Annotated in this window: 20 protein-coding genes and 1 tRNA gene; 15 read left to right on the top strand and 6 right to left on the bottom strand. The window is 66.4% G+C overall.

The genetic code is table 11. From position 1 onward, the window contains the following. Window positions 1-53: 53 nt before the first annotated feature. The 7 genes from ribD to AB3X99_RS01550 all read left to right on the top strand — a co-directional run bounded on the left by ribD (window position 54) and on the right by AB3X99_RS01550 (window position 7781). Window positions 54-1172 carry a bifunctional diaminohydroxyphosphoribosylaminopyrimidine deaminase/5-amino-6-(5-phosphoribosylamino)uracil reductase RibD gene (ribD, locus tag AB3X99_RS01580; RefSeq protein ID WP_342948524.1) on the top strand — a complete coding sequence of 373 codons (1119 nt, stop codon included), beginning with the start codon at window positions 54-56 and terminating at the stop codon, window positions 1170-1172. A 35-nt stretch (window positions 1173-1207) separates the two neighbouring features. Further along, on the top strand, window positions 1208-1846 hold the full coding sequence (locus AB3X99_RS01575; RefSeq protein ID WP_342948523.1) for a riboflavin synthase: 639 nt from the start codon (window positions 1208-1210) through the stop codon (window positions 1844-1846). A gap of 404 nt (window positions 1847-2250) precedes the next feature. Then, window positions 2251-4086: an ABC transporter ATP-binding protein gene (locus AB3X99_RS01570; RefSeq protein WP_342948522.1), complete on the top strand. Its 1836-nt coding sequence runs from the start codon at window positions 2251-2253 to the stop codon at window positions 4084-4086. Window positions 4087-4332: 246 nt separating this feature from the next. Further along, window positions 4333-5499, top strand: coding sequence for a bifunctional 3,4-dihydroxy-2-butanone-4-phosphate synthase/GTP cyclohydrolase II (gene ribBA / locus AB3X99_RS01565; RefSeq protein ID WP_069262725.1), 1167 nt, complete (start codon window positions 4333-4335; stop codon window positions 5497-5499). 57 nt (window positions 5500-5556) lie between these two features. After that, window positions 5557-6072 carry a 6,7-dimethyl-8-ribityllumazine synthase gene (ribH, locus tag AB3X99_RS01560; RefSeq protein WP_069262726.1) on the top strand — a complete coding sequence of 172 codons (516 nt, stop codon included), beginning with the start codon at window positions 5557-5559 and terminating at the stop codon, window positions 6070-6072. Beyond that, window positions 6069-6503 (top strand): transcription antitermination factor NusB, encoded by a 435-nt coding sequence (nusB, locus tag AB3X99_RS01555; RefSeq protein WP_042260852.1) that lies wholly within the window; start codon window positions 6069-6071, stop codon window positions 6501-6503. Before ribH ends, nusB begins: the two co-directional genes overlap by 4 nt. Before the next feature lie 84 nt (window positions 6504-6587). After that, entirely contained in the window at window positions 6588-7781 is a 1194-nt protein-coding gene (locus AB3X99_RS01550; RefSeq protein WP_342948521.1) for a pyridoxal phosphate-dependent aminotransferase, read from the top strand. Window positions 7782-7856: 75 nt separating this feature from the next. Here the strand turns inward: AB3X99_RS01550 and AB3X99_RS01545 are convergent, their stop codons facing one another. Continuing rightward, window positions 7857-9086: a lytic transglycosylase domain-containing protein gene (locus tag AB3X99_RS01545; protein WP_342948520.1), complete on the bottom strand. Its 1230-nt coding sequence runs from the start codon at window positions 9084-9086 to the stop codon at window positions 7857-7859. 643 nt (window positions 9087-9729) lie between these two features. Between AB3X99_RS01545 and AB3X99_RS01540 the strand changes: the two genes are divergently transcribed. The 3 genes from AB3X99_RS01540 to AB3X99_RS01530 all read left to right on the top strand — a co-directional run bounded on the left by AB3X99_RS01540 (window position 9730) and on the right by AB3X99_RS01530 (window position 13680). Next, the gene (locus AB3X99_RS01540) at window positions 9730-11307 is read left to right on the top strand and encodes a UbiD family decarboxylase (RefSeq protein ID WP_069262729.1); all 1578 of its coding nucleotides are present in this window, start codon (window positions 9730-9732) and stop codon (window positions 11305-11307) included. A gap of 136 nt (window positions 11308-11443) precedes the next feature. Then, on the top strand, window positions 11444-12913 hold the full coding sequence (locus tag AB3X99_RS01535) for an NAD-dependent succinate-semialdehyde dehydrogenase (protein WP_368615967.1): 1470 nt from the start codon (window positions 11444-11446) through the stop codon (window positions 12911-12913). A gap of 92 nt (window positions 12914-13005) precedes the next feature. Then, window positions 13006-13680, top strand: a complete 675-nt coding sequence (locus AB3X99_RS01530) for a LysE family translocator (protein ID WP_368615966.1) — start codon at window positions 13006-13008, stop codon at window positions 13678-13680. A gap of 166 nt (window positions 13681-13846) precedes the next feature. Here the strand turns inward: AB3X99_RS01530 and AB3X99_RS01525 are convergent, their stop codons facing one another. Together AB3X99_RS01525 and AB3X99_RS01520 are read right to left on the bottom strand one after the other, a co-directional pair. Continuing rightward, complete coding sequence (locus tag AB3X99_RS01525) at window positions 13847-14155, bottom strand: hypothetical protein (RefSeq protein WP_069262732.1); 309 nt, start codon at window positions 14153-14155, stop codon at window positions 13847-13849. 428 nt (window positions 14156-14583) lie between these two features. Beyond that, window positions 14584-14745, bottom strand: a complete 162-nt coding sequence (locus AB3X99_RS01520; protein ID WP_165822777.1) for a hypothetical protein — start codon at window positions 14743-14745, stop codon at window positions 14584-14586. A gap of 599 nt (window positions 14746-15344) precedes the next feature. Here AB3X99_RS01520 and AB3X99_RS01515 point away from each other — a divergent pair. From AB3X99_RS01515 to trmB, 4 genes are all read left to right on the top strand, one after another. Continuing rightward, window positions 15345-15665: an EthD family reductase gene (locus tag AB3X99_RS01515; protein WP_069262733.1), complete on the top strand. Its 321-nt coding sequence runs from the start codon at window positions 15345-15347 to the stop codon at window positions 15663-15665. A 104-nt stretch (window positions 15666-15769) separates the two neighbouring features. Continuing rightward, window positions 15770-16333 (top strand): YggT family protein, encoded by a 564-nt coding sequence (locus AB3X99_RS01510; RefSeq protein ID WP_069262734.1) that lies wholly within the window; start codon window positions 15770-15772, stop codon window positions 16331-16333. A gap of 107 nt (window positions 16334-16440) precedes the next feature. Further along, window positions 16441-16515: transfer RNA gene (locus AB3X99_RS01505), tRNA-Gly, on the top strand. 534 nt (window positions 16516-17049) lie between these two features. Beyond that, window positions 17050-17817, top strand: a complete 768-nt coding sequence (gene trmB, locus AB3X99_RS01500; RefSeq protein ID WP_368615965.1) for a tRNA (guanosine(46)-N7)-methyltransferase TrmB — start codon at window positions 17050-17052, stop codon at window positions 17815-17817. Between the two features lie 57 nt (window positions 17818-17874). Here the strand turns inward: trmB and AB3X99_RS01495 are convergent, their stop codons facing one another. The 3 genes from AB3X99_RS01495 to AB3X99_RS01485 form a co-directional block, all read right to left on the bottom strand. Then, a complete protein-coding gene (locus AB3X99_RS01495) occupies window positions 17875-18729 on the bottom strand; it encodes an undecaprenyl-diphosphate phosphatase (protein ID WP_342948518.1) in 855 nt (284 codons plus the stop codon). A gap of 93 nt (window positions 18730-18822) precedes the next feature. After that, window positions 18823-19410, bottom strand: a complete 588-nt coding sequence (locus AB3X99_RS01490) for a DUF1439 domain-containing protein (protein ID WP_069262737.1) — start codon at window positions 19408-19410, stop codon at window positions 18823-18825. Window positions 19411-19490: 80 nt separating this feature from the next. After that, a complete protein-coding gene (locus tag AB3X99_RS01485; RefSeq protein ID WP_368615964.1) occupies window positions 19491-19820 on the bottom strand; it encodes a YkgJ family cysteine cluster protein in 330 nt (109 codons plus the stop codon). 222 nt (window positions 19821-20042) lie between these two features. On the opposite strand from AB3X99_RS01485, the gene hemN reads away from it, so the two are divergent. After that, window positions 20043-21428 carry an oxygen-independent coproporphyrinogen III oxidase gene (gene hemN / locus AB3X99_RS01480; protein ID WP_368615963.1) on the top strand — a complete coding sequence of 462 codons (1386 nt, stop codon included), beginning with the start codon at window positions 20043-20045 and terminating at the stop codon, window positions 21426-21428. Window positions 21429-21443 lie beyond the last annotated feature (15 nt).

Raw genomic sequence — 21443 nt, 5'->3', positions numbered from 1 at the left:
CGGCGCGCGCCTCGCCGGCCCCATCTGACCGCCGCCCGGGAGAAAGCCCGACGATGTTTTCGCAATCCGATTTCGTCCACATGGAGCGTGCGCTCGCGCTCGCCCACCGCGGCCTGTACACGACCGACCCGAACCCGCGCGTCGGCTGCGTGCTGGTGAAGGACGGCGTGGTGATCGGCGAAGGCTTTACGCAGCCGGCCGGCCAGGACCACGCCGAAATCCAGGCGATGAAGGACGCCCGCGCGCGCGGGCACGACCTGCGCGGCGCGACCGCGTATGTGACGCTCGAGCCGTGCAGCCACTTCGGCCGCACGCCGCCCTGCGCGAACGCGCTGATCGAAGCGAAGGTCGCGCGCGTGATTGCAGCGATGGAAGACCCGAACCCGCTCGTGTCGGGGCGCGGGCTTTCCATCCTGCGCGACGCGGGCATCGACGTGCGTTGCGGGCTGCTGGCCAACGAGGCGCGCGAACTGAACATCGGCTTCGTTTCGCGCATGACGCGCAAGCGTCCGTGGGTGCGCATGAAGGTGGCTGCATCGCTCGACGGCCGCACCGGCCTGCCCTCGGGCGAAAGCCAGTGGATCACGGGCGAAGCCGCGCGCGCCGACGGCCACGCCTGGCGCGCGCGCGCCTCGGCCATCCTCACGGGCATCGGCACGGTGAAGGAAGACGACCCGCGCATGACCGTGCGCGCCGTCGACACCCCGCGCCAGCCCAAACGCGTGCTGATCGACAGCCGCCTCGACGCCTCGCCGCTCGCGCAGATTTTCGTGGGCGCGCCCACGCTCGTGTTCTGCTCGGCGCTCGACGCGAGCAACGAAGAGCGCGCCGAAGCGTTGCGCGTGCGCGGCGCCGAGATCGTCGCGCTAGGCAACGAGCAGGGCAAGGTCGATCTGCCGGCCATGCTCACGGAGCTCGCTGCGCGCGGCGTGAACGAACTGCACGTGGAAGCGGGCTACAAGCTCAACGGTTCGCTGCTGCGCGAAGGCTGCGTGGACGAACTGCTCGTGTACGTGGCGCCGTCGCTGCTCGGCACGAATGCGCTCGGCATGATCGACATCGCTGCGCCCGCAACGCTCGACGAGCGCACGCGCCTCGCCTTTCATTCCGTCGATCGTCTCGGCAGCGATCTGCGCATTCTTGCGCGTGTCGTCACGACGCAAGACGCCTGACCCTCACTGAAGCACTGAACACAAGGAACAGCACGATGTTTACCGGAATCGTCGCGGCAGTGGGCCGCATCGAATCGATCAAGCCGCTCGGCACGGGTGCCGACGCAGGCGTGCGCCTCGCCGTCAATGCAGGGAGCCTCGGCCTCGACGACGTGCAGCTCGGCGACAGCATCGCGATCCAGGGCGCCTGCATGACCGTCATCGAGAAGTCGGCAACGGGCTTCGACGTCGATGTTTCGCGCGAAAGCCTGAACCGCACCGTGGGCCTCGCGGCGACGGGCGAAGTGAACCTCGAAAAGGCGCTGCGCGCGAACGACCGCCTGGGCGGCCACATCGTCTCGGGTCACGTGGACGGCCTTGGCACCGTCACGCGCTTCGCGCCCGTGGGCGAGTCGCACGAACTGCGCATTCTCGCGCCGGCGGATATCGGCCGCTATCTCGCCTACAAGGGCTCGATCACCGTGAACGGCGTGAGCCTCACGGTCAACTCGGTCGACGATCGCACGGACGGCTGCGAATTCTCGATCAACCTGATTCCCCATACCGTGGAAGTCACCACGCTCAAGCATCTTCAGACCGGTACGAAGGTGAATCTCGAAATCGATCTGATTGCGCGCTATGTGGAGCGGATGCTCTCGGCGGAGAAGGCCGCCAATTCGGCCGCACAGGACTAAGCGCCGCCTGGCCGGCGCCATGCCGGCCCCGGACGCGCGCAAGCACGCGGGCCGGGGCGCTGATAGAATCTAGCCTTTCCCTACGCGCTCGCCGCACGGCGTGCCGCGTTCCCATCACCCGAATCGAACCAGGAGGCACAGTTGGCAACGATTGACACGAGCGCCGCCATGCCGATGGTCCGGGTGATGTTGCACGTTGCGTCGCGTCACGCAACCGTCCCGCTTCCAGCGCAGCCGTAGCGCGTCCCGCGCGGCATGTTTTCAGACGCCGCGCCGTATTCAGCGAATTCGAGGTCAGGCCGTCCGGCAACCGATGCCCGGGCGTGCGAAGCCCGTTTTCCGTCTTAACGCTTCACGCTTGCTTCAGGAGAGTCTTCGGGCATCACGTCCGGAGCATGCTGTCCATGACAGAGCTAAACAACAAACCCGAATCGGGCGGACAAACCTTCCGCAAGGTCCTCGGCTTCACCTTCCGGCACTGGGCGCGCCAACCGGTGCGCGTCACGGCCGTCGCACTCGCCTCGCTCCTCGGCGCGCTCGCCGACGTGCTCACGCCGCACTACGCCGGCCAGCTCGTCGACGCCCTCACGCACAGCGGCGCAGCCAGCAGCGCCGCCGCCTGGCATGCGGCGGTCGTCGCGTTCTGGGCGCTCACGGCGCTCGGGCTCGGCGGCACGATCATGCGCCAGGCTGCGTACCGCAACATCATCACGCTGACGCTGCGCATGATGAGCGAGATCGCCACGCAAGCCTTTCACCGCGTGCAGCGCTTCTCGACGGACTGGCACGCGAACAGCTTTGCCGGCTCAACGGTGCGCAAGGTCACGCGCGGCATGTGGGCGCTCGATCTGCTCAACGACACGCTGCTCGTCGCCCTCTTCCCGTCGCTCGTCATGCTGGTCGGCTCGACCATCCTGCTCGCGGTGCAGTGGCACGTGATGGGCCTCGTTGTCGGCCTCGGCTCGGCCGTGTATCTGGCGATCACGGTCTCGCTCTCGCTCTTTTACGTCGCGCCCTCGGCCCGGCTCGCGAACCAGTGGGATACGAAGATGGGCGGCGCGCTTGCCGACGCCATTTCGTGCAACGCCGTCGTCAAGGCGTTCGGCGCGGAAACGCGCGAAGAAGCGCGGCTCGCGCGCGTCGTCACGAAGTGGAGCAGCCGCACGCGGCGCACGTGGCAGCGCGGCACGCTCAACGGCGGCGTGCAGGGCGCGCTGCTCGTGGGCATGCAGGCGGCCATCCTCGGCGCGGCGCTGCTGCTCTGGGCGCGCGGTCTCGCGAGCGTCGGCGACATCACGTTCGCGCTGACGCTGTTCTTCCTGCTCAAGGGCTACCTGCGCGATGTGGGCATGCACGTGCGCAACCTGCAGCGCTCGGTCAACGACATGGAAGAGCTCGTCGCGCTCGACGCGGCGCCGCTCGGCATCGAGGACCAGCGCGATGCGCCGCCCATCGTGATCGATCAGGGCGACATCCGCTTCGAGAACATGACGTTCCGCTACGGCGATCACGCGGACGCGAGGCCGCTCTACGAGAACCTCACGCTGCGTATCGCGCCTGGCGAGCGCGTGGGCCTCGTCGGCCATTCGGGCTCGGGCAAGACCACGCTGATCAAGCTGATCCAGCGCCTTTACGACGTGTCCGAGGGGCGCATCACGATCGACGGCCAGGATATCGCGCGCGTGCAGCAGGCGTCGCTGCGCTCGCAGATCGCCATCGTGCAGCAGGAGCCGGTGCTGTTCCACCGCTCGCTCGCCGAGAACATCGCTTACGCCCGGCCCGGCGCCACGCACGCCGAAATCGAGCGCGCGGCGAAGCTCGCGAGCGCCCACGACTTCATCACGGCGCTGCCGCACGGCTACGACACGCTCGTGGGCGAGCGCGGCGTGAAGCTCTCGGGCGGCGAGCGCCAGCGCGTGGCGATCGCGCGCGCGTTCCTCGCGAATGCGCCGATCCTGATCTTCGACGAAGCGACCTCGAGCCTCGACAGTGAAAGCGAGGTGCTGATCCAGCAGGCCATGGAGCGGCTCATGGAAGGCCGCACGACCGTGGTCGTCGCGCACCGGCTCTCGACCGTGCGCGCGCTCGACCGGCTGCTCGTGCTCGAGCGCGGACGCGTGGCGGAGGAAGGCACGCACGACGCGCTCGTGCGCCGCGAAAACGGCCTGTACCGGCGCCTGTTCGAGCGCCAGGCGCTGGAACTGACGAAGGGACTCGCCGACGATGTGATCCTGCGCTGACGCCTCGCCCGTTCGTGCCCCGTCGCGCCCGCGCCCTCCCGCCGCAAGCCGGCTCAGGCGGGAGCCGCGCCCGCGTGCGGCGCGATGCGCGCGAGCACGCGAGATGAACCACGAATAGGAACGTTTCACCTGAATGACGCATGGCGTTACTAGCGTGAAACAGACGCGATTCGCGCCTTCCCGCGTTCTGGGCGACGCGCCCGCCCGCGTGGCGTAAAATGTGGCCTTTCCAGCCAGAATCCCAACATGACGCTCGCCTCCACCCCTGAGATCATCGCCGAGCTCAAAGCCGGCAAGATGGTCATCCTCGTCGACGAAGAAGACCGGGAAAACGAGGGCGACCTCGTCATCGCTGCGGAGTTCGTCACGCCTGAAGCCATCAACTTCATGGCGAAGTACGGCCGCGGGCTGATCTGCCTCACGCTCACCCAGGAACGCTGCAAGCTGCTCAACCTGCCGCTCATGACCTACCGCAACGGCACGCAGTACGGCACGGCGTTCACGGTCAGCATCGAGGCCGCCGAAGGCGTTACGACCGGCATTTCCGCCGCCGACCGCGCCCGCACGATCAAGGCGGCCGTCGCGCACGACGCGCGCGCCGAGCACATCGTGCAGCCCGGCCACGTGTTCCCGATCATGGCGCAGCCAGGCGGCGTGCTCGTGCGCGCGGGCCACACCGAAGCGGGCTGCGACTTCACGGCGCTTGCCGGCCTCACGCCGGCCTCGGTGATCTGCGAGGTCATCAAGGACGACGGCACGATGGCGCGCCTGCCCGACCTCATGGAGTTCGCCCAGGAGCACGGCCTGAAGGTCGGCACCATCGCGGACCTGATCCACTACCGCAGCCGCACCGAATCGATCGTCGAGCGCGTGGCGGAACGCACCATGCAAACCGCGCACGGCCAGTTCCGCGCAATCATGTACGTCGATCACCCCACGCGCACGCCGCACATCGCCCTCGTGCGCGGCACGCCGAAGCCCGACGTCGATACGCCCGTGCGCGTGCACGAGCCGCTTTCGGTGCTGGATCTGCTCGAAACGGGTTCGTCCACGCACTCGTGGACGCTCGACGCCGCCATGCGCGAAATCGCCTCGCGCGACGTGGGCGTGATCGTCATGCTCAATTGCGGCGAACCCAAGGAACATCTGATCGACGTCTTCAAGGCGTTCGACCAGAAAGAGCGCGCGGAGGCGCTCGCACGCCGGCCCGTGGACTTCAAGACCTACGGCATCGGCGCGCAGATCCTGCGCGAACTCGGCGTGGGCCGCATGCAGGTGCTCTCGAAGCCGCGCCGCCTCGGCAGCATGTCGGGCTACGGTCTAGAGGTCACCGGCTTCGTGCCGATGCCTGGCGGGGACGCGCAAGCGCCCTGCCCGCCTGAAGCGGCTGACCCAGCCTCGTCGCGCGCCTGAAGTCGCATCGCGCTCTTTTCACGCGTCACCACGCTCAACCGAACTTACGGACACCACATGGAAATCGGACAATACCAACCGAACCTCGACGGCGACGGACTGCGCATCGGCATCGTCCAGTCGCGCTTTAACGAACCCGTCTGCAACGGCCTCGCCGACGCCTGCATCGAAGAACTCGAACGCCTTGGCGTGACGGGCGAAGACGTGCTGCTCGTCACCGTGCCGGGCGCACTCGAAATCCCGCTGGCGCTGCAAAAGCTCGCCGAAAGCGGCCAGTTCGACGCCCTGATCGCGCTCGGCGCGGTCGTGCGCGGCGAGACGTACCACTTCGAGCTCGTCTCGAACGAGAGCGGCGCGGGCATCTCGCGCGTTTCGCTCGACTTCAACGTGCCCATCGCGAACGCCGTGCTCACCACCGAGAGCGACGAGCAGGCCGTGGCCCGCATGACCGAGAAGGGTCGTGACGCCGCTCGCGTCGCCGTGGAAATGGCGAACCTGACGGTGGCGTTGGAGCAGCTCGACGGCGGCGACGACGACGAAGAAGACGAGGAAGACGAAGAGGAACAGCAATGAAGAGCGCGCGCCGCCGCTCCCGCGAACTGGCCACGCAGGGGTTGTATCAGTGGCTGCTGTCGGGTGTGCCCGCCGGCGAGATCGACGCGCAGCTGCGCGGTTCGCAGGGCTACGACAAGGCCGATCACGAGCATCTGGACGCGATCCTGCACGGCGTCATCCGCGAGTCGGACGAACTGTCCGCCGCCATCACGCCGTGCCTCGACCGTCCGATCGAGCAGCTTTCGCCCGTCGAACGCGCAGTGCTGCTCGTCGCGACCTACGAGTTCAAGCATCACGTCGACATTCCGTACCGCGTCGTGATCAACGAGGCGGTCGAGCTCACGAAGACCTTCGGCGGCTCGGACGGCTACAAGTACGTGAACGGCGTGCTCGACAAGCTCGCGGCGCAACTGCGCGCCACCGAAGCGCAAAACGCCCGCAAGTCGTAAGAACGCGAGCCGCCGGGGCGAGCGGGTGCGCCTGAGCGCCCTGCCCCGCGCGCCGCGTGATCTGTCAGTATTGGAAAGACCCGCATGAACACCGTTGCCGAACCGCTGCTGCGGCTAGCCGCGCGCGTCGACGAGATCCAGCCTTTCTACGTCATGGAACTGGCGAAGGAAGCCGCGAAGCTCGAACGCGCTGGACGCGACATCATCCACATGGGGATCGGCGAGCCGGACTTCACGGCGCCCGAGCCCGTCGTCGAGGCGGCCGCCGCCGCGCTGCGCCGCGGCGTCACCCAATACACGAGCGCGCTCGGCATCCACGCGCTGCGCGAGGCGATCGCCGCGCACTACCAGCACGCGTACGGCCTCACGGTCGACCCCGCGCGCATCGTCGTGACGGCCGGCGCCTCGGCGGCGCTCCTGCTCGCCTGCACCGCGCTCGTCGACCGCGACGACGAAGTGCTGATGCCCGACCCCTGCTATCCGTGCAACCGCCACTTCGTGGCCGCCGCGGAAGGCAAGCCGGTGCTCGTGCCGAGCGGCCCGCAAGCGCGCTTCCAGCTCACCGCCGCCGATGTCGAGCGCCTGTGGTCGCCGCGCACGCGCGGCGTGCTGCTCGCCTCGCCGTCGAACCCGACCGGCACCTCGATCGAGCCCGACGAACTCAAGCGCATCGTGCAAAGCGTGCGTGCGCGCGGCGGCTTCACGATCGTCGACGAAATCTATCAAGGCCTGTCGTACGACACGCCGCCCGTCTCCGCGCTGTCGTACGGCGACGACGTAGTGACCGTCAACAGCTTCTCGAAGTACTTCAACATGACCGGCTGGCGTCTGGGCTGGCTCGTGGTGCCGCCTTCGCTGGTCGGCGCATTCGAAAAGCTCGCGCAGAACCTGTTCATCTGCGCGTCGGCGCTCGCGCAGCATGCCGCGCTCGCCTGCTTCGACCCGGACACGCTGAAGCTCTACGAAGGCCGCCGGCTCGAATTCAAGCGCCGCCGCGACTTCATCGCGCCGGCGCTCGAGTCGCTCGGCTTCACGGTACCCGTGATGCCCGACGGCGCTTTCTACGTCTACGCCGACTGCTCGAACGTTGCGCACCCTGCCGCCGGCGACAGCGACGCGCTCACCCGCGCAATGCTGCACGACGCGGGCACGGTGATGGTGCCCGGCATGGACTTCGGCGTCGCCGCGCCGCATCAGTACGTGCGGCTCTCGTATGCCACGGCGTACGAGCGCCTCGAGGAAGCGGTCGAGCGGCTGCATACGTTCTTCGGACGCTAATGCGCTAGTGGTCGAGAAATGGAAAAAGGCACCCGCGGGTGCCTTTTTGTTTGGTCCGGTCTTTCAGCTAGCTGCTCAGGCACCCAGTTCGGACGAAGCGTGCTTCTGGGCCGTCGTGCTGGTGCTGGCGTCGTCCTGAGCGGAACCGCTGTTCGCGGACGACGACTTCTCGACGATTGCGTGGGCGTTGTCGAGCGTCACGTGCACGCGCTTCTCGCCGTTGATGCTCGCCACCTTCTGCGCAGACGTGCTGGCCGTGGTGGTGACGGGCGCCTGCGGCGCGTTGATCGGCACGTTGCGGCCGCGTGCGACGTCACGCAGACGCCCGCGCTCGGCCATCACCTTGGCGCCGTAGCCGCCGTCGTCCGGCGACGTCGAACCGACGTAGAGACGCAGGCCGCCCGGCAGCGAACCGCCGCGTGCGATGCAATCCTTGAGCACCAGCGCGCCGACCTTGATGTTGGCGAGCGGATCGAGCGCCGCGCGCTGACCGCCGAAGTACTGGAACTTGTCCGAGTGCACCTTCGACATGACCTGCATGAGGCCCTGCGCGCCCACGCCACTCTCGGCGTACGGGTTGAAGCCCGATTCGATCGCCATCACGGCGAGCAGCAGCAGCGGATCGAGCCCCACTTCACGGCCGGTGTCGAACGCCGCCTTCACGAGTTCGCCGACCGGCTCCTGTGCGACCCGGTAGCGGCGCGCCAGATAGGTGGCGACGAGCGCCTGTTCACGCGCCGAAACGAGCACGCGGTCATCGCGAGCGTCGGGCGTGACGCGCTGGGGCGGAATCATGCGCGCGAGCGAGCCGACGCTGGTCGGCAGCGCACGCGGATCGAGGCCGTTGAGCGTGACGGCATCGAGCGTGGCGATGCCGCCGTTCGACACCGAGCTCGCGACCTTCGCGACCGTGCCGTTGGAGCCTGCGGGCGAAATTCCCGTGGCGCCGGCGGCGGCAGTGACGCCGGCAGCACCGGCATCGGGCGCGAGCGCCGTGGGCAGCATCGCGCCGTCGGCGTTGTCGTCGTTGTTCGTCACGCCGGGGGGCGCGAACGAGGGCAGCGGGTTGCCTTGCAGCAGACGTGCCGGGCCGGCCTGCACCGCCGCCGAGACGAACGGCATCACGCGAGCGGCGAGCGTGCCACGCAGCGTGGGCATGAGCCAGACGGCAACAGCGAACAGAACGGCACAGCCGCCAACAATGCTGAACAGGTGATGGCTAAGACGCGTGCCACGACGCAGCAGCGCACGCAGGCCAAGCGCTACACGCTCGTCGGCGCGCCACCACGATAACCAGGTATTCATCTACAGATCTCCCATGTTGCATGATCCAGCGGGAGGGTCGGCGCGAAGCAGACGACCAATCGCAGGATCAAGACACCGCGCGCCCTGGCTGGTGCGGCAGCGGCGTCGGGAAAACGGCAAGTCGCCGTGGGTGGAACTCCTTTTGTACGACCAGGCACGCAGTGTGCGCGCGCGGAGTTCTCACGCGAAAAGCCAGCGCGAAGAGGCGCTGACGAGAACAGCCAATCTAAACCGTGGACAGCCGTGCAGGGATGCGGCTAAACGGCGACGCGTTGCGTCTGAAGGACCGGGAAGGTGGCTAAAAATTTCAAAACCTGCAACCAATGTGGACGGATTCTAGCAGCGTTTTATAGATCGTCAATACTATAGAATCCCGAAAACATAACCAATAGTAATAATAAACACTGTTCAATCGGGCGGAATCCGCGTCGCACGCGCGTCTGCGGGCGCTTATGCAGATTGGCACCCAGCGTGCGCTAGCCAACGCAGGTAAAATCGACAATCGTTACGCCGCGTCTGCCCGGCCAGATGTCTGATACGTCTTGATACGTCTGATACATCTGATACGGCGCCCGCGGAACCCGTGCCGCCGCCCCATGCGGCCCCCAAGCCGGCCATCCCCGTTGGCCACGATTGGTTCCCAATGAAATACAAAGACCTGCGCGACTTCGTTGGTCGCCTGGAGACGCTCGGCGAATTGCGCCGCGTCCCACAAGCTGTCTCTCCGGTGCTGGAAATGACCGAGCTGTGCGACCGCGTCCTGCGCGCCGGCGGCCCGGCCCTACTCTTTGAGAACCGTTCGACGCACGCGTTCCCGGTGCTCGGCAATCTGTTCGGCACGCCCCGGCGCGTCGCGCTCGGCATGGGCATCGACGCGCCGGAAAGCGGCGGCGACGGCGCCGCGCTCGAGTCGCTGCGCGACGTGGGTCGGCTGCTCTCGGCGCTGAAAGAGCCCGAGCCGCCGCGCGGCCTGAAGGATGCGGGCAAGCTCCTCACGCTCGCCAAGGCCGTCTGGGACATGGCACCGAAGACCGTGAACGCGCCGCCCTGCCAGGAGATCGTCTGGGAAGGCAACGATGTCGATCTCGCGAAGCTGCCGATTCAGACCTGCTGGCCCGGCGACGCCGGCCCGCTCGTCACCTGGGGCCTCACCGTCACGCGCGGTCCCAACAAGACGCGCCAGAATCTCGGCATCTACCGCCAGCAGCTGATTGGCCGCAACCAGCTCATCATGCGCTGGCTCGCGCATCGCGGCGGCGCGCTCGACTTCCGCGAGTTCGCGCTGAAGAACCCCGGCAAGCCTTACCCGGTGGCGGTCGTGCTCGGCGCCGACCCGGCGACGATTCTCGGCGCCGTCACGCCGGTGCCCGACACGCTCTCCGAATACCAGTTTGCGGGCCTGTTGCGCGGCGCCCGCACCGAGCTCGCGAAGTGCCTGACACCCGGCGTCGACACGCTGCAGGTGCCCGCGCGCGCCGAGATCGTGCTCGAGGGCTTCATCTACCCGCAGGCGGGCGAGCCCGGCCCGGCCCCCGCTGGCGCGCCGCCCCGCCCCGCCAAGGGCGCGAGCGCCGCGTACGAACACGCGCTCGAAGGCCCCTACGGCGACCACACGGGCTACTACAACGAACAGGAGTGGTTCCCCGTCTTCACGGTCGAGCGCATCACCATGCGCCGCGATGCGATCTACCATTCGACATACACGGGCAAGCCGCCCGACGAGCCCGCGGTGCTCGGCGTGGCGCTCAACGAAGTGTTCGTGCCGCTCTTGCAGAAGCAGTTTGCCGAGATCACCGACTTCTATCTGCCGCCAGAGGGGTGCAGCTATCGCATGGCGATCGTGCAGATGAAGAAGAGCTACCCCGGGCACGCAAAACGCGTGATGTTCGGGGTATGGAGCTTCCTGCGCCAGTTCATGTATACAAAGTTCATTGTCGTGGTCGACGATGACGTGGACATCCGCGACTGGAAGGAGGTGATCTGGGCGATCACCACGCGTATCGATCCGGCGCGCGACACCGTGCTCGTCGAGAACACGCCGATCGACTATCTTGACTTCGCTTCGCCGGTGGCCGGCCTCGGCTCGAAAATGGGGCTCGACGCCACCAACAAGTGGCCCGGCGAGACGGACCGCGAATGGGGCCGCGCAATCGAGATGGACGCGGCCGTGAAGACGCGCGTCGACCGTCTCTACGACGAGCTAGGCTTTAGCCGCAGCTAGCGCAACCCGGCGCAGTGCCCTCGGCGCCACGCCGGCCGATCCATCCGCGACGCCTTTTCGCGACGCCGCGCTTACCGCGTCACGCCTCGTGCATGGCATGAGCCGCGGCGCCAGTGAACCTGAAGGAGACTCGAGGATGATGCCCGCATCGGAGCGCCTGACGCAACTGAACGACCCCGCCCTCTTCAAGACCCGCGCGTACATCGACGGCGAATGGAGCGGCGGTGCGGCCACGTTCGCCGTGCTCGACCCCGCCGACAACGCCGAGATCGCGAGCGTGCCCGACTTTGGCGCCGACGAGGCGCATCGCGCGATTGCCGCCGCGAACGCCGCGTTGCCGACGTGGCGCGCGAAGACGGGCAAGGAGCGCGCAGCCATCCTGCGGCGATGGTTCGATCTCGTGATCGAACACGCCGACGACCTCGCTGCGATCATGACCGCCGAGCAAGGCAAGCCGCTCGCCGAGGCGCGCGGCGAAGTGATCTATGGCGCGTCCTTCCTGGAATGGTTTGCCGAAGAGGCCAAGCGAGTGAACGGCGACGTCCTCGCGAGCCCCGCCAGCGACCGCAAGCTCGTCGTGCTCAAGCAGCCGATCGGCGTGTGCGCCTCGATCACCCCCTGGAATTTCCCGATCGCGATGATCACACGCAAGGTCGCGCCGGCCATCGCCGCGGGCTGCACGATCGTCGTGAAGCCCGCCGAGCAAACGCCGCTTTGCGCGCTCGCGCTCGCCGAACTGGCGCAGCGCGCAGGCGTACCCAAGGGCGTGTTCAACGTGCTCACCGCCGACTCCGCGAACTCCATCGCAATCGGCAAGGCACTGTGCGAGAGCGACATCGTGCGCCATCTCTCGTTTACGGGATCGACGCCGGTGGGCCGCATCCTCATGCAGCAGTGCGCGCCGACGGTCAAGAAAATCGCCCTCGAACTGGGTGGGCACGCCCCCTTCATCGTGTTCGACGACGCCGACATCGACGCCGCCGTGGAAGGCGCGATGATCTCGAAGTACCGCAACGCAGGCCAAACCTGCGTCTGCACGAACCGCTTCTATGTGCACGACAAGGTGTACGACGTTTTCGTCGAGAAGCTCGCCGCCGCCTCACGCAAGATCAAGGTGGGCAACGGCTTCGAGGATGGCGTGAACCAGGGGCCGTTGATCGACGACGCGGCCGTCGCCAAGGTCGCGCAGCACATCAGCGATGCGACCGCCCAGGGCGCCAGAGTCGTCGCGGGCGGCAAGGTCAGCTCGGGACGCTATGTCGAGCCCACCGTGCTCGCAGACGTCACGCGCGACATGCTGATCGCGCGCGAGGAGACCTTCGGCCCGGTCGCGGCGGTGTTCCGCTTCAACGACGAAGCCGAAGTCGTCGGCCTCGCCAACGACACCGAATTCGGCCTCGCCTCGTACTTCTACAGCCGCGACATCGGCCGCGTCTGGCGTGTGGCGGAAGCGCTCGAGTACGGCATGGTCGGCGTCAACACCGGACTCATCTCGAACGAAGTCGCGCCGTTTGGCGGCGTGAAGCAGTCGGGTCTCGGGCGCGAAGGTTCGAAGTACGGCATCGACGAATATGTCGAACTGAAGTACCTGTGCATCGGCGTTTGAAGCACGCCTGAAGCTGATTTGAGCCGCGACGCCCGCTTGCTCACAGGCGGGCGTGTGCGGTGCGCAGTCCATACCAACAAGAAATCGTTTTCATGTCTCACGTTTCCCTGCTTTCCGACGGCTTTTTTCTGTCGCTTTCGCTTTGCCTCGACATCGGTCTCGTCAACGTCGCCATCATCTCGCTCACGCTCACGCACGGCTTCCGCCCGGGCTTCTGGCTGGGGCTCGGCTCGTGTTTCGGCGACCTCATCTACGCCGCGCTCGCGCTTGCGGGCATGGCCGCGCTGCTGCAGTTCTCGGCCGTACGCTGGGTCGTGTGGATCGGCGGCTCGGCCCTGCTGCTCATGCTCACATGGAAGATGGCGCGCGAAGCGCTCAATCCAGCATTGGCGCCGCCCGTGGAAGGCGAAGCCGATAACGCCGCGCCGCTGCCCAACCCGTGGCGCAGCTTCATGCGCGGCGTGCTGCTTGCCCTCTCTTCGCCGAGTGCGATTCTCTGGTTCGCGGCTGTCGGTGGCGCGCTCATCGCCAAGTCGGGGGCGACGAGCGCCGGCGCGGCCTCGCTCTTCCTGCTGGGCTTTTTTGCGGGCGGTCTCGGCTGGACCTTTTTCCTCTGCGGACTGGCCAGCCATGGCCGCAAACGCGCCGGCACCGGTCTGCTGCGCGCCTGCCACGTGCTTTCGGCGCTGCTATTCGCGTATTTTTCGTACAGCGTGATCGTGCACGGCTATCGCGAACTGATCCTGCAGGGCGCGGGCGCGTCGTAATCCATGTCGGGCGCAGGTGCGCCTATGGATCGATCCGCGCGCATCGATCTAGCATGCCATGCACGCGGCGAAAGCGAGCGCCAAAAACAAACAGCGCAACGCGGCGTGAGCCGGCGTTGCGCCGTTCGTGAAAACGCAGCCGGGCGGCGTGCGCCGCCCGTCACACTCAATGACGGTAGTAGCCGCGGCCGTAGTAACCGTGGCCGTAGTAGCCGTGATGCCAGTACGGACGGCCGTAGTACCCGTAGCCACCGTAGCCGCCTACGACGACGGCGGGCGGCGGCGCGTACACCACCGGCGGCGGCGCATAGACCACGGGCGGGGGCGGCGGTGCGTAGACCGGCGCAGCATAGACGGGATAAGCCGGGGCCACCGGAATGCCAATGCCGATACCCACCGAGACGTGCGCCTGGGCCGCGCTGACGAACCCCACACCCAGCGCCGCGGCAACGATGAACGATACGGTCTTTTTCACTTCTCTTCTCCTGGCGGCCGCCAGCGGCGACGCGCATATGACGGGCAGTGCCCACGCATTCAATGTATCGAAAATGGCGGCCGCCATTGGTAGCCATTTGTTTCGAATTGCAATCCTGTTTTGGGGGCGCTAAATAGCGCGTCAAGCCCGGTGGGCGCGGCAGCCGCGAAAAATCGCCGCACGCGCGCCCGAATACGCCGACATTGGTTACAAAAACCAGGGCGCTGTCATTGTTACCTGCGCGAGGGCATCGGGGGGCCAATCTCCCGGTAATGTTTGATTACAAATTGGTTCACCGGACTACGTTCGGCCTGCGGTCGCCACGCGCGACGAGGCTGTAAACGACGATGCCCGGTCATGGAACCGGGCATCTCATCCGACCCAGCCGGCGGCACACGAATCGCCGACCAGACAAGGCAAACTCTCCGCTATCCGACCTTCACGTAGGTGAACTCGCGCGTGACGTTCGGTGGGACATAAGCGCCGCTGATGCGCACACGTGGCGTCAGGCGCTTCTTCTGATCCCACCAGCGGCGACGCTGAAAGGGCGTGAGAAACCGCAGATGCTTTCGGTAAGCGAAGATGCTCATGGTGAACTCCCCGAATCGGACTACCGACAGGAACAAACCCAATTGCACGACTGCAACGACGAAACCGAAACGATGAAAAGTATTGTGCTCAGATTTCTAGACAAAAATGGCAGTGTTGCGAGATAGCCTCACAGGCGCCGTATATGCATTGCGCACTGTTCGTTACGGCTTCCGCGTGCTGGGTTTGAGTTGCGGCGCATAAATGCGCCGCGAGCCAACAGCAGAAATCGTGCCGCGTCAGGCTATTGGCGCGGCGCCGCGGCCACCCCCCTCATTTGTAGTCGCACCATCGGCGCGTGATCGGTACGAAGGCGAACACTTCGTGCGCCGCGCGGCTGTGGCGCAACACTCGCGCCGTCCGGCGCCTTCCCTGCGCTGCCTGTCAGAATCACTGTAGCCGTTCGCCGAAAAGCCTGCCGTGAGCGCAGCCATTTTGCGCGGCGCGCGCGCCGCGAGCACCGGCCGCCGCCTCGCGCGAGGCCCTCGCGGCGGCATCGCTCGCGGATACTGGCGAGGCGTAAGCCGTGTTAATGTGGCGACGGCGCGCATCGCAGCGGCAGGCAACGCGCGCCCATGGGACTCACCGACGAGCACGCACAATGATCAAGGTCAGCATCCTCTATCCCTATCGCGAGAACGGTCGTTTCGACAGCGGGTACTACTGCACGCACCACATGCCGCTCGCGGCGAAGCTCTTCGGCGAATCGCTCAAGGGCTGGTCGGTCGACATCGGCATCAACGCGGGGCCGCCGGGCACGCCGCCGCCGTACGTCGCGGCCGGACACTTCCTGTTCGAGACGGTCGATGCGTTCTACGCGGTGTTTCAGCCGCATGCCGACACCCTCCTCGACGACATTCCCAACTACACCGACGGCGGAAATGGCACCATTCTGATCAGCGAGGTCAAGGTGTCCGTCTGACGTGCTCCGCGTGGTTGAACGGGGCAAACGGAACCCCGACTGACCTTTTATCGGCCGCCACACGCCAAGCGCGCCGCCACCCACACAAGAAGGAAACAACACCGATGTTCGGCGATATCGCCCGCTTTCTGCTCAATACGGTCTTCACGCTGTTCGGCGCCGCCCTGCTGCTGCGCGCCTGGCTCCAGTACGTGCGTGTGCCGCCGTACAACCCCGTGACCCATGCGATCCAGCAGGTGACCAACTGGCTGGTGCTGCCGCTGCGGCACGTGATTCCCGGCGTACGCGGCATCGACTGGGCAAGCGTGGTCGGCGCGCTGATCGCGGCCATTGCCTACGTGCTGCTGATGGTATGGATCGCAGGCGTGGACCCATTGGGTCTTTTGCCGACACTGCTGATCGTCGCGTTGCTCACGCTCGTGAAATGGGCGCTCAACCTGCTGATCTGGCTGACGATCCTGATGGCGCTGCTCTCGTGGCTCAATCCGCGCTCGGCGGCAATGCCCGTGCTGTTCCAGCTGACGGCGCCGTTCCTCAACCCGCTGCGCCGAATCCTGCCGAACCTGGGCGGCCTCGATCTCTCGCCGATCCTGCTCTTCGTGATCGTGCAGGTGCTGCTGATGATCGTCACCCGCGCGGCGGTTTCGCTCACGCTGTTCGGGATTTGAGGGCATCGGCAAACGGTCTGATGCATCTGGCGGCGCGCCTGGCGCGCCGCGTCTCTTGAGCGCGTCATTGCGCAAGAAGGCCAAAAACGCGTAAAATAGCGCGCTCTGCGGGCGTCGTATAATGGCCATTACCTCAGCTTCCCAAGCTGATGACGTGGGTTCGATTCCCATCGCCCGCTCCACGTCGGCTTACCGACCTCTCTTCGAGGCTTGGGCTTCCAGACAGCGCTCCTGCCGGGACACCCTCGGGACGCCAAGCCCGCCCGACCGGCACACGCCGGGCACGACCTGAATTCCTCCGTTGCACAATGCACTCCGGCGCTCGTCGGGTCCTCCCGCACGCGCCGCGAGCTGGTCCGCCGACACGTATTTCGCACGACTTCGTCGTTTCAGCCGATTGAGGCACGGACCGTAGCCTGGCGAGGTACTGCCGCCCTCCTCAGCCGCCAGAGCCGTGCAAGCGCGCTGATATAATGCGCGACGGCTTCGGAGCCGCTTAGCTTCGAGCGCGCCGCGCCCGCCTGCCGGGCCCAAGGCCGTCGCCGATTCCGGCGAGCGCGAAAGCGGCCAACGAGGCGTCCGGCCACGCCGGCCCGCGTAGCTTCCGGCACCGCGTCGCCGCGTATGGCCCGACATGCCTCGCACCGAGCCGAAGGCGCAGCCCGCCCCCATTATCGACAGCCGCGACTTCCGCCGCTCTCACACCACCCGCGAAGATGAATCACGATCCCAACGACGCCGCCCGTCCCGACGCCACGCAGTCCGACGCACAAGACGCCGCCTCCGACACAAACGCGCACGGCGACGCGCTGCACCACCGCCGCATCCGCAGCTTCGTGACGCGCGCCGGCCGCGTCTCGACGGGCCAGCGCCGCGCGCTCGACGAACTGGGCCCGCGCTTCGTCGTGCCCTACGCGCCCGAAGCCGCCGACTGGGACGCCGTGTTTGAACGGCACGCACCGCGCATTCTGGAGATCGGTTTCGGGATGGGCGCAAGCACAGCGGAAATCGCCGCCTTGCGCCGAGAGGACGACTTCCTCGGCGTCGAGGTCCACGAGCCTGGCGTTGGCGCGCTGCTCAAACTGATCGGCGAGCAGAATCTGGAGAACATCCGCATCATCCAGCACGACGCCGTGGAAGTGCTCGAGCACATGATCGCGCCCGCGAGCCTCGACGGCGTGCACATCTTCTTCCCCGATCCGTGGCACAAGGCGCGCCATCACAAGCGCCGCCTGATTCAGCCGAAGTTCGTCGCGCATCTCGTCTCGCGCATGAAGCCGGGCGCGTACCTGCACTGCGCGACGGACTGGCAGAACTACGCCGAGCAGATGCTCGAAGTGCTCAGCGCGGAGCCCGCGCTCGAGAACACGGCCGCCGACTACGCGCCGCGCCCCGACTACCGCCCGGTGACGAAGTTCGAGCGCCGCGGGCTGCGGCTCGGTCACGGCGTGTGGGATCTCGTGTTCCGCCGCCGCGCGGACTAAAACCGCAACCGTGAAGAAAAACGGGCGCCGTGATGTCACGCGGCGCCCGTTGCGTTTTCAGTCGTCCCAGCCTAGCCCGCCGCCATAACCGAACAGCAGGACCACGAGACCGAAAGCGATCCGGTACCAGGCGAAGGCGGTGAAATCGTGCGAAGCCACGAAGCGCAGGAGCCAGCGCACACACGCGAACGCGCTGACGAACGCTGCGACGAAGCCGATGCCGAAGAGCCCGAGCCAGTCCATGGAAAGCTCGTGCCAGCTCTTGTACAGCTCATAAACGGTCGCGCCGAAGATCACGGGAATCGCAAGGAAAAACGAGAACTCGGTCGCGACGCGCCGCTCGAGGCCGAACAGCATCGCCCCGATGATGGTCGAGCCCGAACGCGACATGCCCGGAATCAGCGCGAAGCACTGCGCGCAGCCCACCTTGAAGGCGTCGAGCGGTGTGATCGCGTCAATCGAGTTCACGCGCGCGCCGCGCTGCTCGGCGACCGGCAGCCCCTTCGGGCCACGCAGGCGATTCTCGACCCACAGGATGACGAGGCCGCCGCCAACAAGGGCGAACGCCACCGGCACCGGCGCGAAGAGCACCGACTTGATCGTCTTTTCGAACATCAGACCGAGCACGACTGCCGGAATGGTGGCGACGATCACGTTGAGCGTGAAGCGCCGCGCATCGGGCCGCGAGGGCAACCCTGTGACCACTTCGCCGATCTTGCGGCGGAACTCCCAGCACACGGCGAGAATCGCGCCAAACTGGATCACCACGTAGAAGGTCTTGGCATAGGCGCCGTCGAAATTGAGCAAGCTGCCGGCGACGATCAGATGCCCCGTGCTCGATACGGGCAGAAACTCCGTCAGCCCTTCGACGATGCCGAGAATCAAGGCCTTGCAGGTCAACATCCAGTCCATCCCTTTTATCCCTCTTCCTTGAGCGTGGGGGACGGCGCACGCCGCGCCACGCGACCGACAACGGCCGCGTGCGCCGGACGGCGTCTCGTCGGTTTACTTCTCGACGATCTGCACGCGTATGCCGTTTGTAAGGATGGTGATTGTACCGGGTTCGTAGTTGACGCCGGCAAATTGGAGCTGGTCGGGCTTGAACGTATAGACGGGGTAATTGTTGAGCAGCTGGGTGGCGACGAGCGCGGCGACCGCGCTCACCTGCGGCGCGTAGGCGGCGGCGTTGCCCGCCATGTCGACACCATCCACCGAAGGCGAGCGCAGCACCACGGCGCGGCTCGTGCTGTCGTACGCGAGTTCGCTCGACACCGTAAACGCGCCGCTCACGGGTTGCTGCATCAACGGGCTTTCGAGGTGTGCGTCGAGGCGCACGGCCACGCGATTGCGATCGGGCTGCAGCGTGACCACCGGGTTCGTGAGCGAGACGTCGAAGATCTGCTGCATCGAGCGGTGATAGGGAAACTTGCGCTGCACCGCATCCTGCACTTGCTGCTGTGAAAACGTGTAGTGATCGGGAATGAACGGGAAGATCCCCGTCGCACACGCGCCGAGCGACATCGCCGTACCCGCCGCAGCGCAGGCTGAGAACAGGAAGGCGCGCCGGGAAACGCGCGTTGCGGTGTGGGCCATGCGAAATCTCCTTGTTGGGCCGGGACTGGCGCGCCGTCATTCTGGCGCATGGCTGCTGACCGACGCAGTTTGCGCCGGGTTCAGCGCGCCGCTGGCGCTTGTGGCTCGGTTCGCGGCTGAACTTGCGGCTGGGTTTGCGCCTCGAGACGCGTGAGCCAGAACATGGCCTCCTCGCGCGACTCGCCGCACATCTCGAGCTGCGGCTGCAGCCCCGAGCAGCACGCCGGCCGCAACGGCGAGCCGAAGATCATGCAGCGCAGGTCCTGGCCGAGTTGAACACAGCGCACGCCGGCCGGCTTGCCTTCAGGCATGCCCGGAATCGGGCTCGTAATGGACGGCGCAATGCAGCACGCGCCGCAACCGGGACGGCAGGCGTGCACTGAGGCATCGGCGGGAAAATCGGTACTCACTTCGGTTTCTTGGAACGCTGACAAATCGTGTCCGCGCGGCAGCGGACCAGACGGCATTGTGCCATCGCTCGCGTGCGACCTTTTTACACAATCGCTTCTTCCTACGCGCTCGTACACTTTGTCCATCTGGCGCTGTAGGACAAGGGACAGGCCACCTGTGCGCGGCGTTCCGCGGCACCGAACGCTGCCCACCCGTGCGCCGCCCTTCCCAGTGAGCTTTGCATGAGCGACGCCGACCTGCTCTTTCGCCCCGACCTGCTTGCCAAATACGGCGCCAACGGCCCGCGCTACACGTCCTACCCCACCGCCCTGCAGTTCCGCGACGACTTCGATCCCGCCGACTACCGGCGCGCGGCAGCCGATCCGGGCGCGAGCGAAACCGATCTCTCGCTGTACTTCCACATCCCGTTCTGCGACACCGTCTGTTTCTATTGCGGCTGCAACAAGGTCATCACGAAGAACCGCGGCCGCGCGAAACCGTATCTCGCGCAGATGATCCGCGAAGTGCAGTTGCAGGCCGCGCTCTTCGACACGAAGCGCCCCGTTTCGCAGCTGCATTGGGGCGGCGGCACGCCCACTTTTCTCTCGCTGGACGAAATGAGCACGCTCATGGCCGCCACGCGCGAACACTTCGCGCTGCAGCCCGACGACGCCGGCGAATACTCGATCGAGATCGACCCGCGCGAAGCCACGGCGCAGACCATTGCGCATCTGCGTTCGCTCGGCTTCAACCGGCTGAGCCTGGGCGTTCAGGACTTCGATCCGGTCGTGCAGAAGGCGGTCAACCGCATGCAGCCGCTCGAACTGACCGTCGACGTCATGAATGCCGCGCGCGCGAACGGCTTCGAGTCGATCAGCGTCGATCTGATCTACGGCTTGCCGTACCAGAACGTCAAAACCTTCGGCCGCACGCTCGAGACGATGCTGCTGCTCGCGCCCGATCGGATCTCGGTGTTCGGCTACGCGCACATGCCGCATCTCTTCAAGATGCAGCGCCAGATGGACGAAGCCACCTTGCCCACGCCTGCGGAGCGCATGGCGCTGCTCAGGCTCGTGATCGAGCAGCTCACCGAGGCGGGCTACGTCTACATCGGCATGGACCATTTCGCACTGCCCACCGACGAACTCGCGCGCGCCCAGGCGCAGCGCACGCTGCACCGCAATTTCCAGGGCTACAGCACGCGCGCCGACTGCGATCTGATCGGCTTCGGCGCCTCGGCCATCGGCAAGGTCGGCGACGTCTACGCGCAGAACGCGAAGGAGCTGATCGGCTACGGTGCGGCCATCGGCGCGGGCAAGCTCGCGACTGCGAAAGGCGTGCGCCTCACCGCCGACGACCGTCTGCGCCGCGACATCATCACGGAACTCATGTGCAATCTCGAACTGCGCTACGACGAGTTCGAGGCCGCCTACGGCATTCGTTTTCCGGCGACTTTTGCGACCGAACTCGAACGCCTGCGCGAGTTCGAACGCGACGGGCTCGTTGTGCGCAGCGCCGACCGCCTCGAGGTGCTGTCCGCTGGACGCATGCTGGTGCGCAATATTGCGATGGTGTTTGACCGCTACCTTGGCGCACAGCAGCCCGAGCGGTTCTCGCGGACGATTTGACGGCTTTCCGGCGCC

The sequence above is a fragment of the Paraburkholderia sp. BR10882 genome (genome assembly GCF_040948855.1).
In the GTDB taxonomy this organism is placed as follows: Bacteria; Pseudomonadota; Gammaproteobacteria; order Burkholderiales; family Burkholderiaceae; genus Paraburkholderia; species Paraburkholderia nodosa_A.
This window is presented reverse-complemented; position numbering and strand designations above follow the sequence as displayed.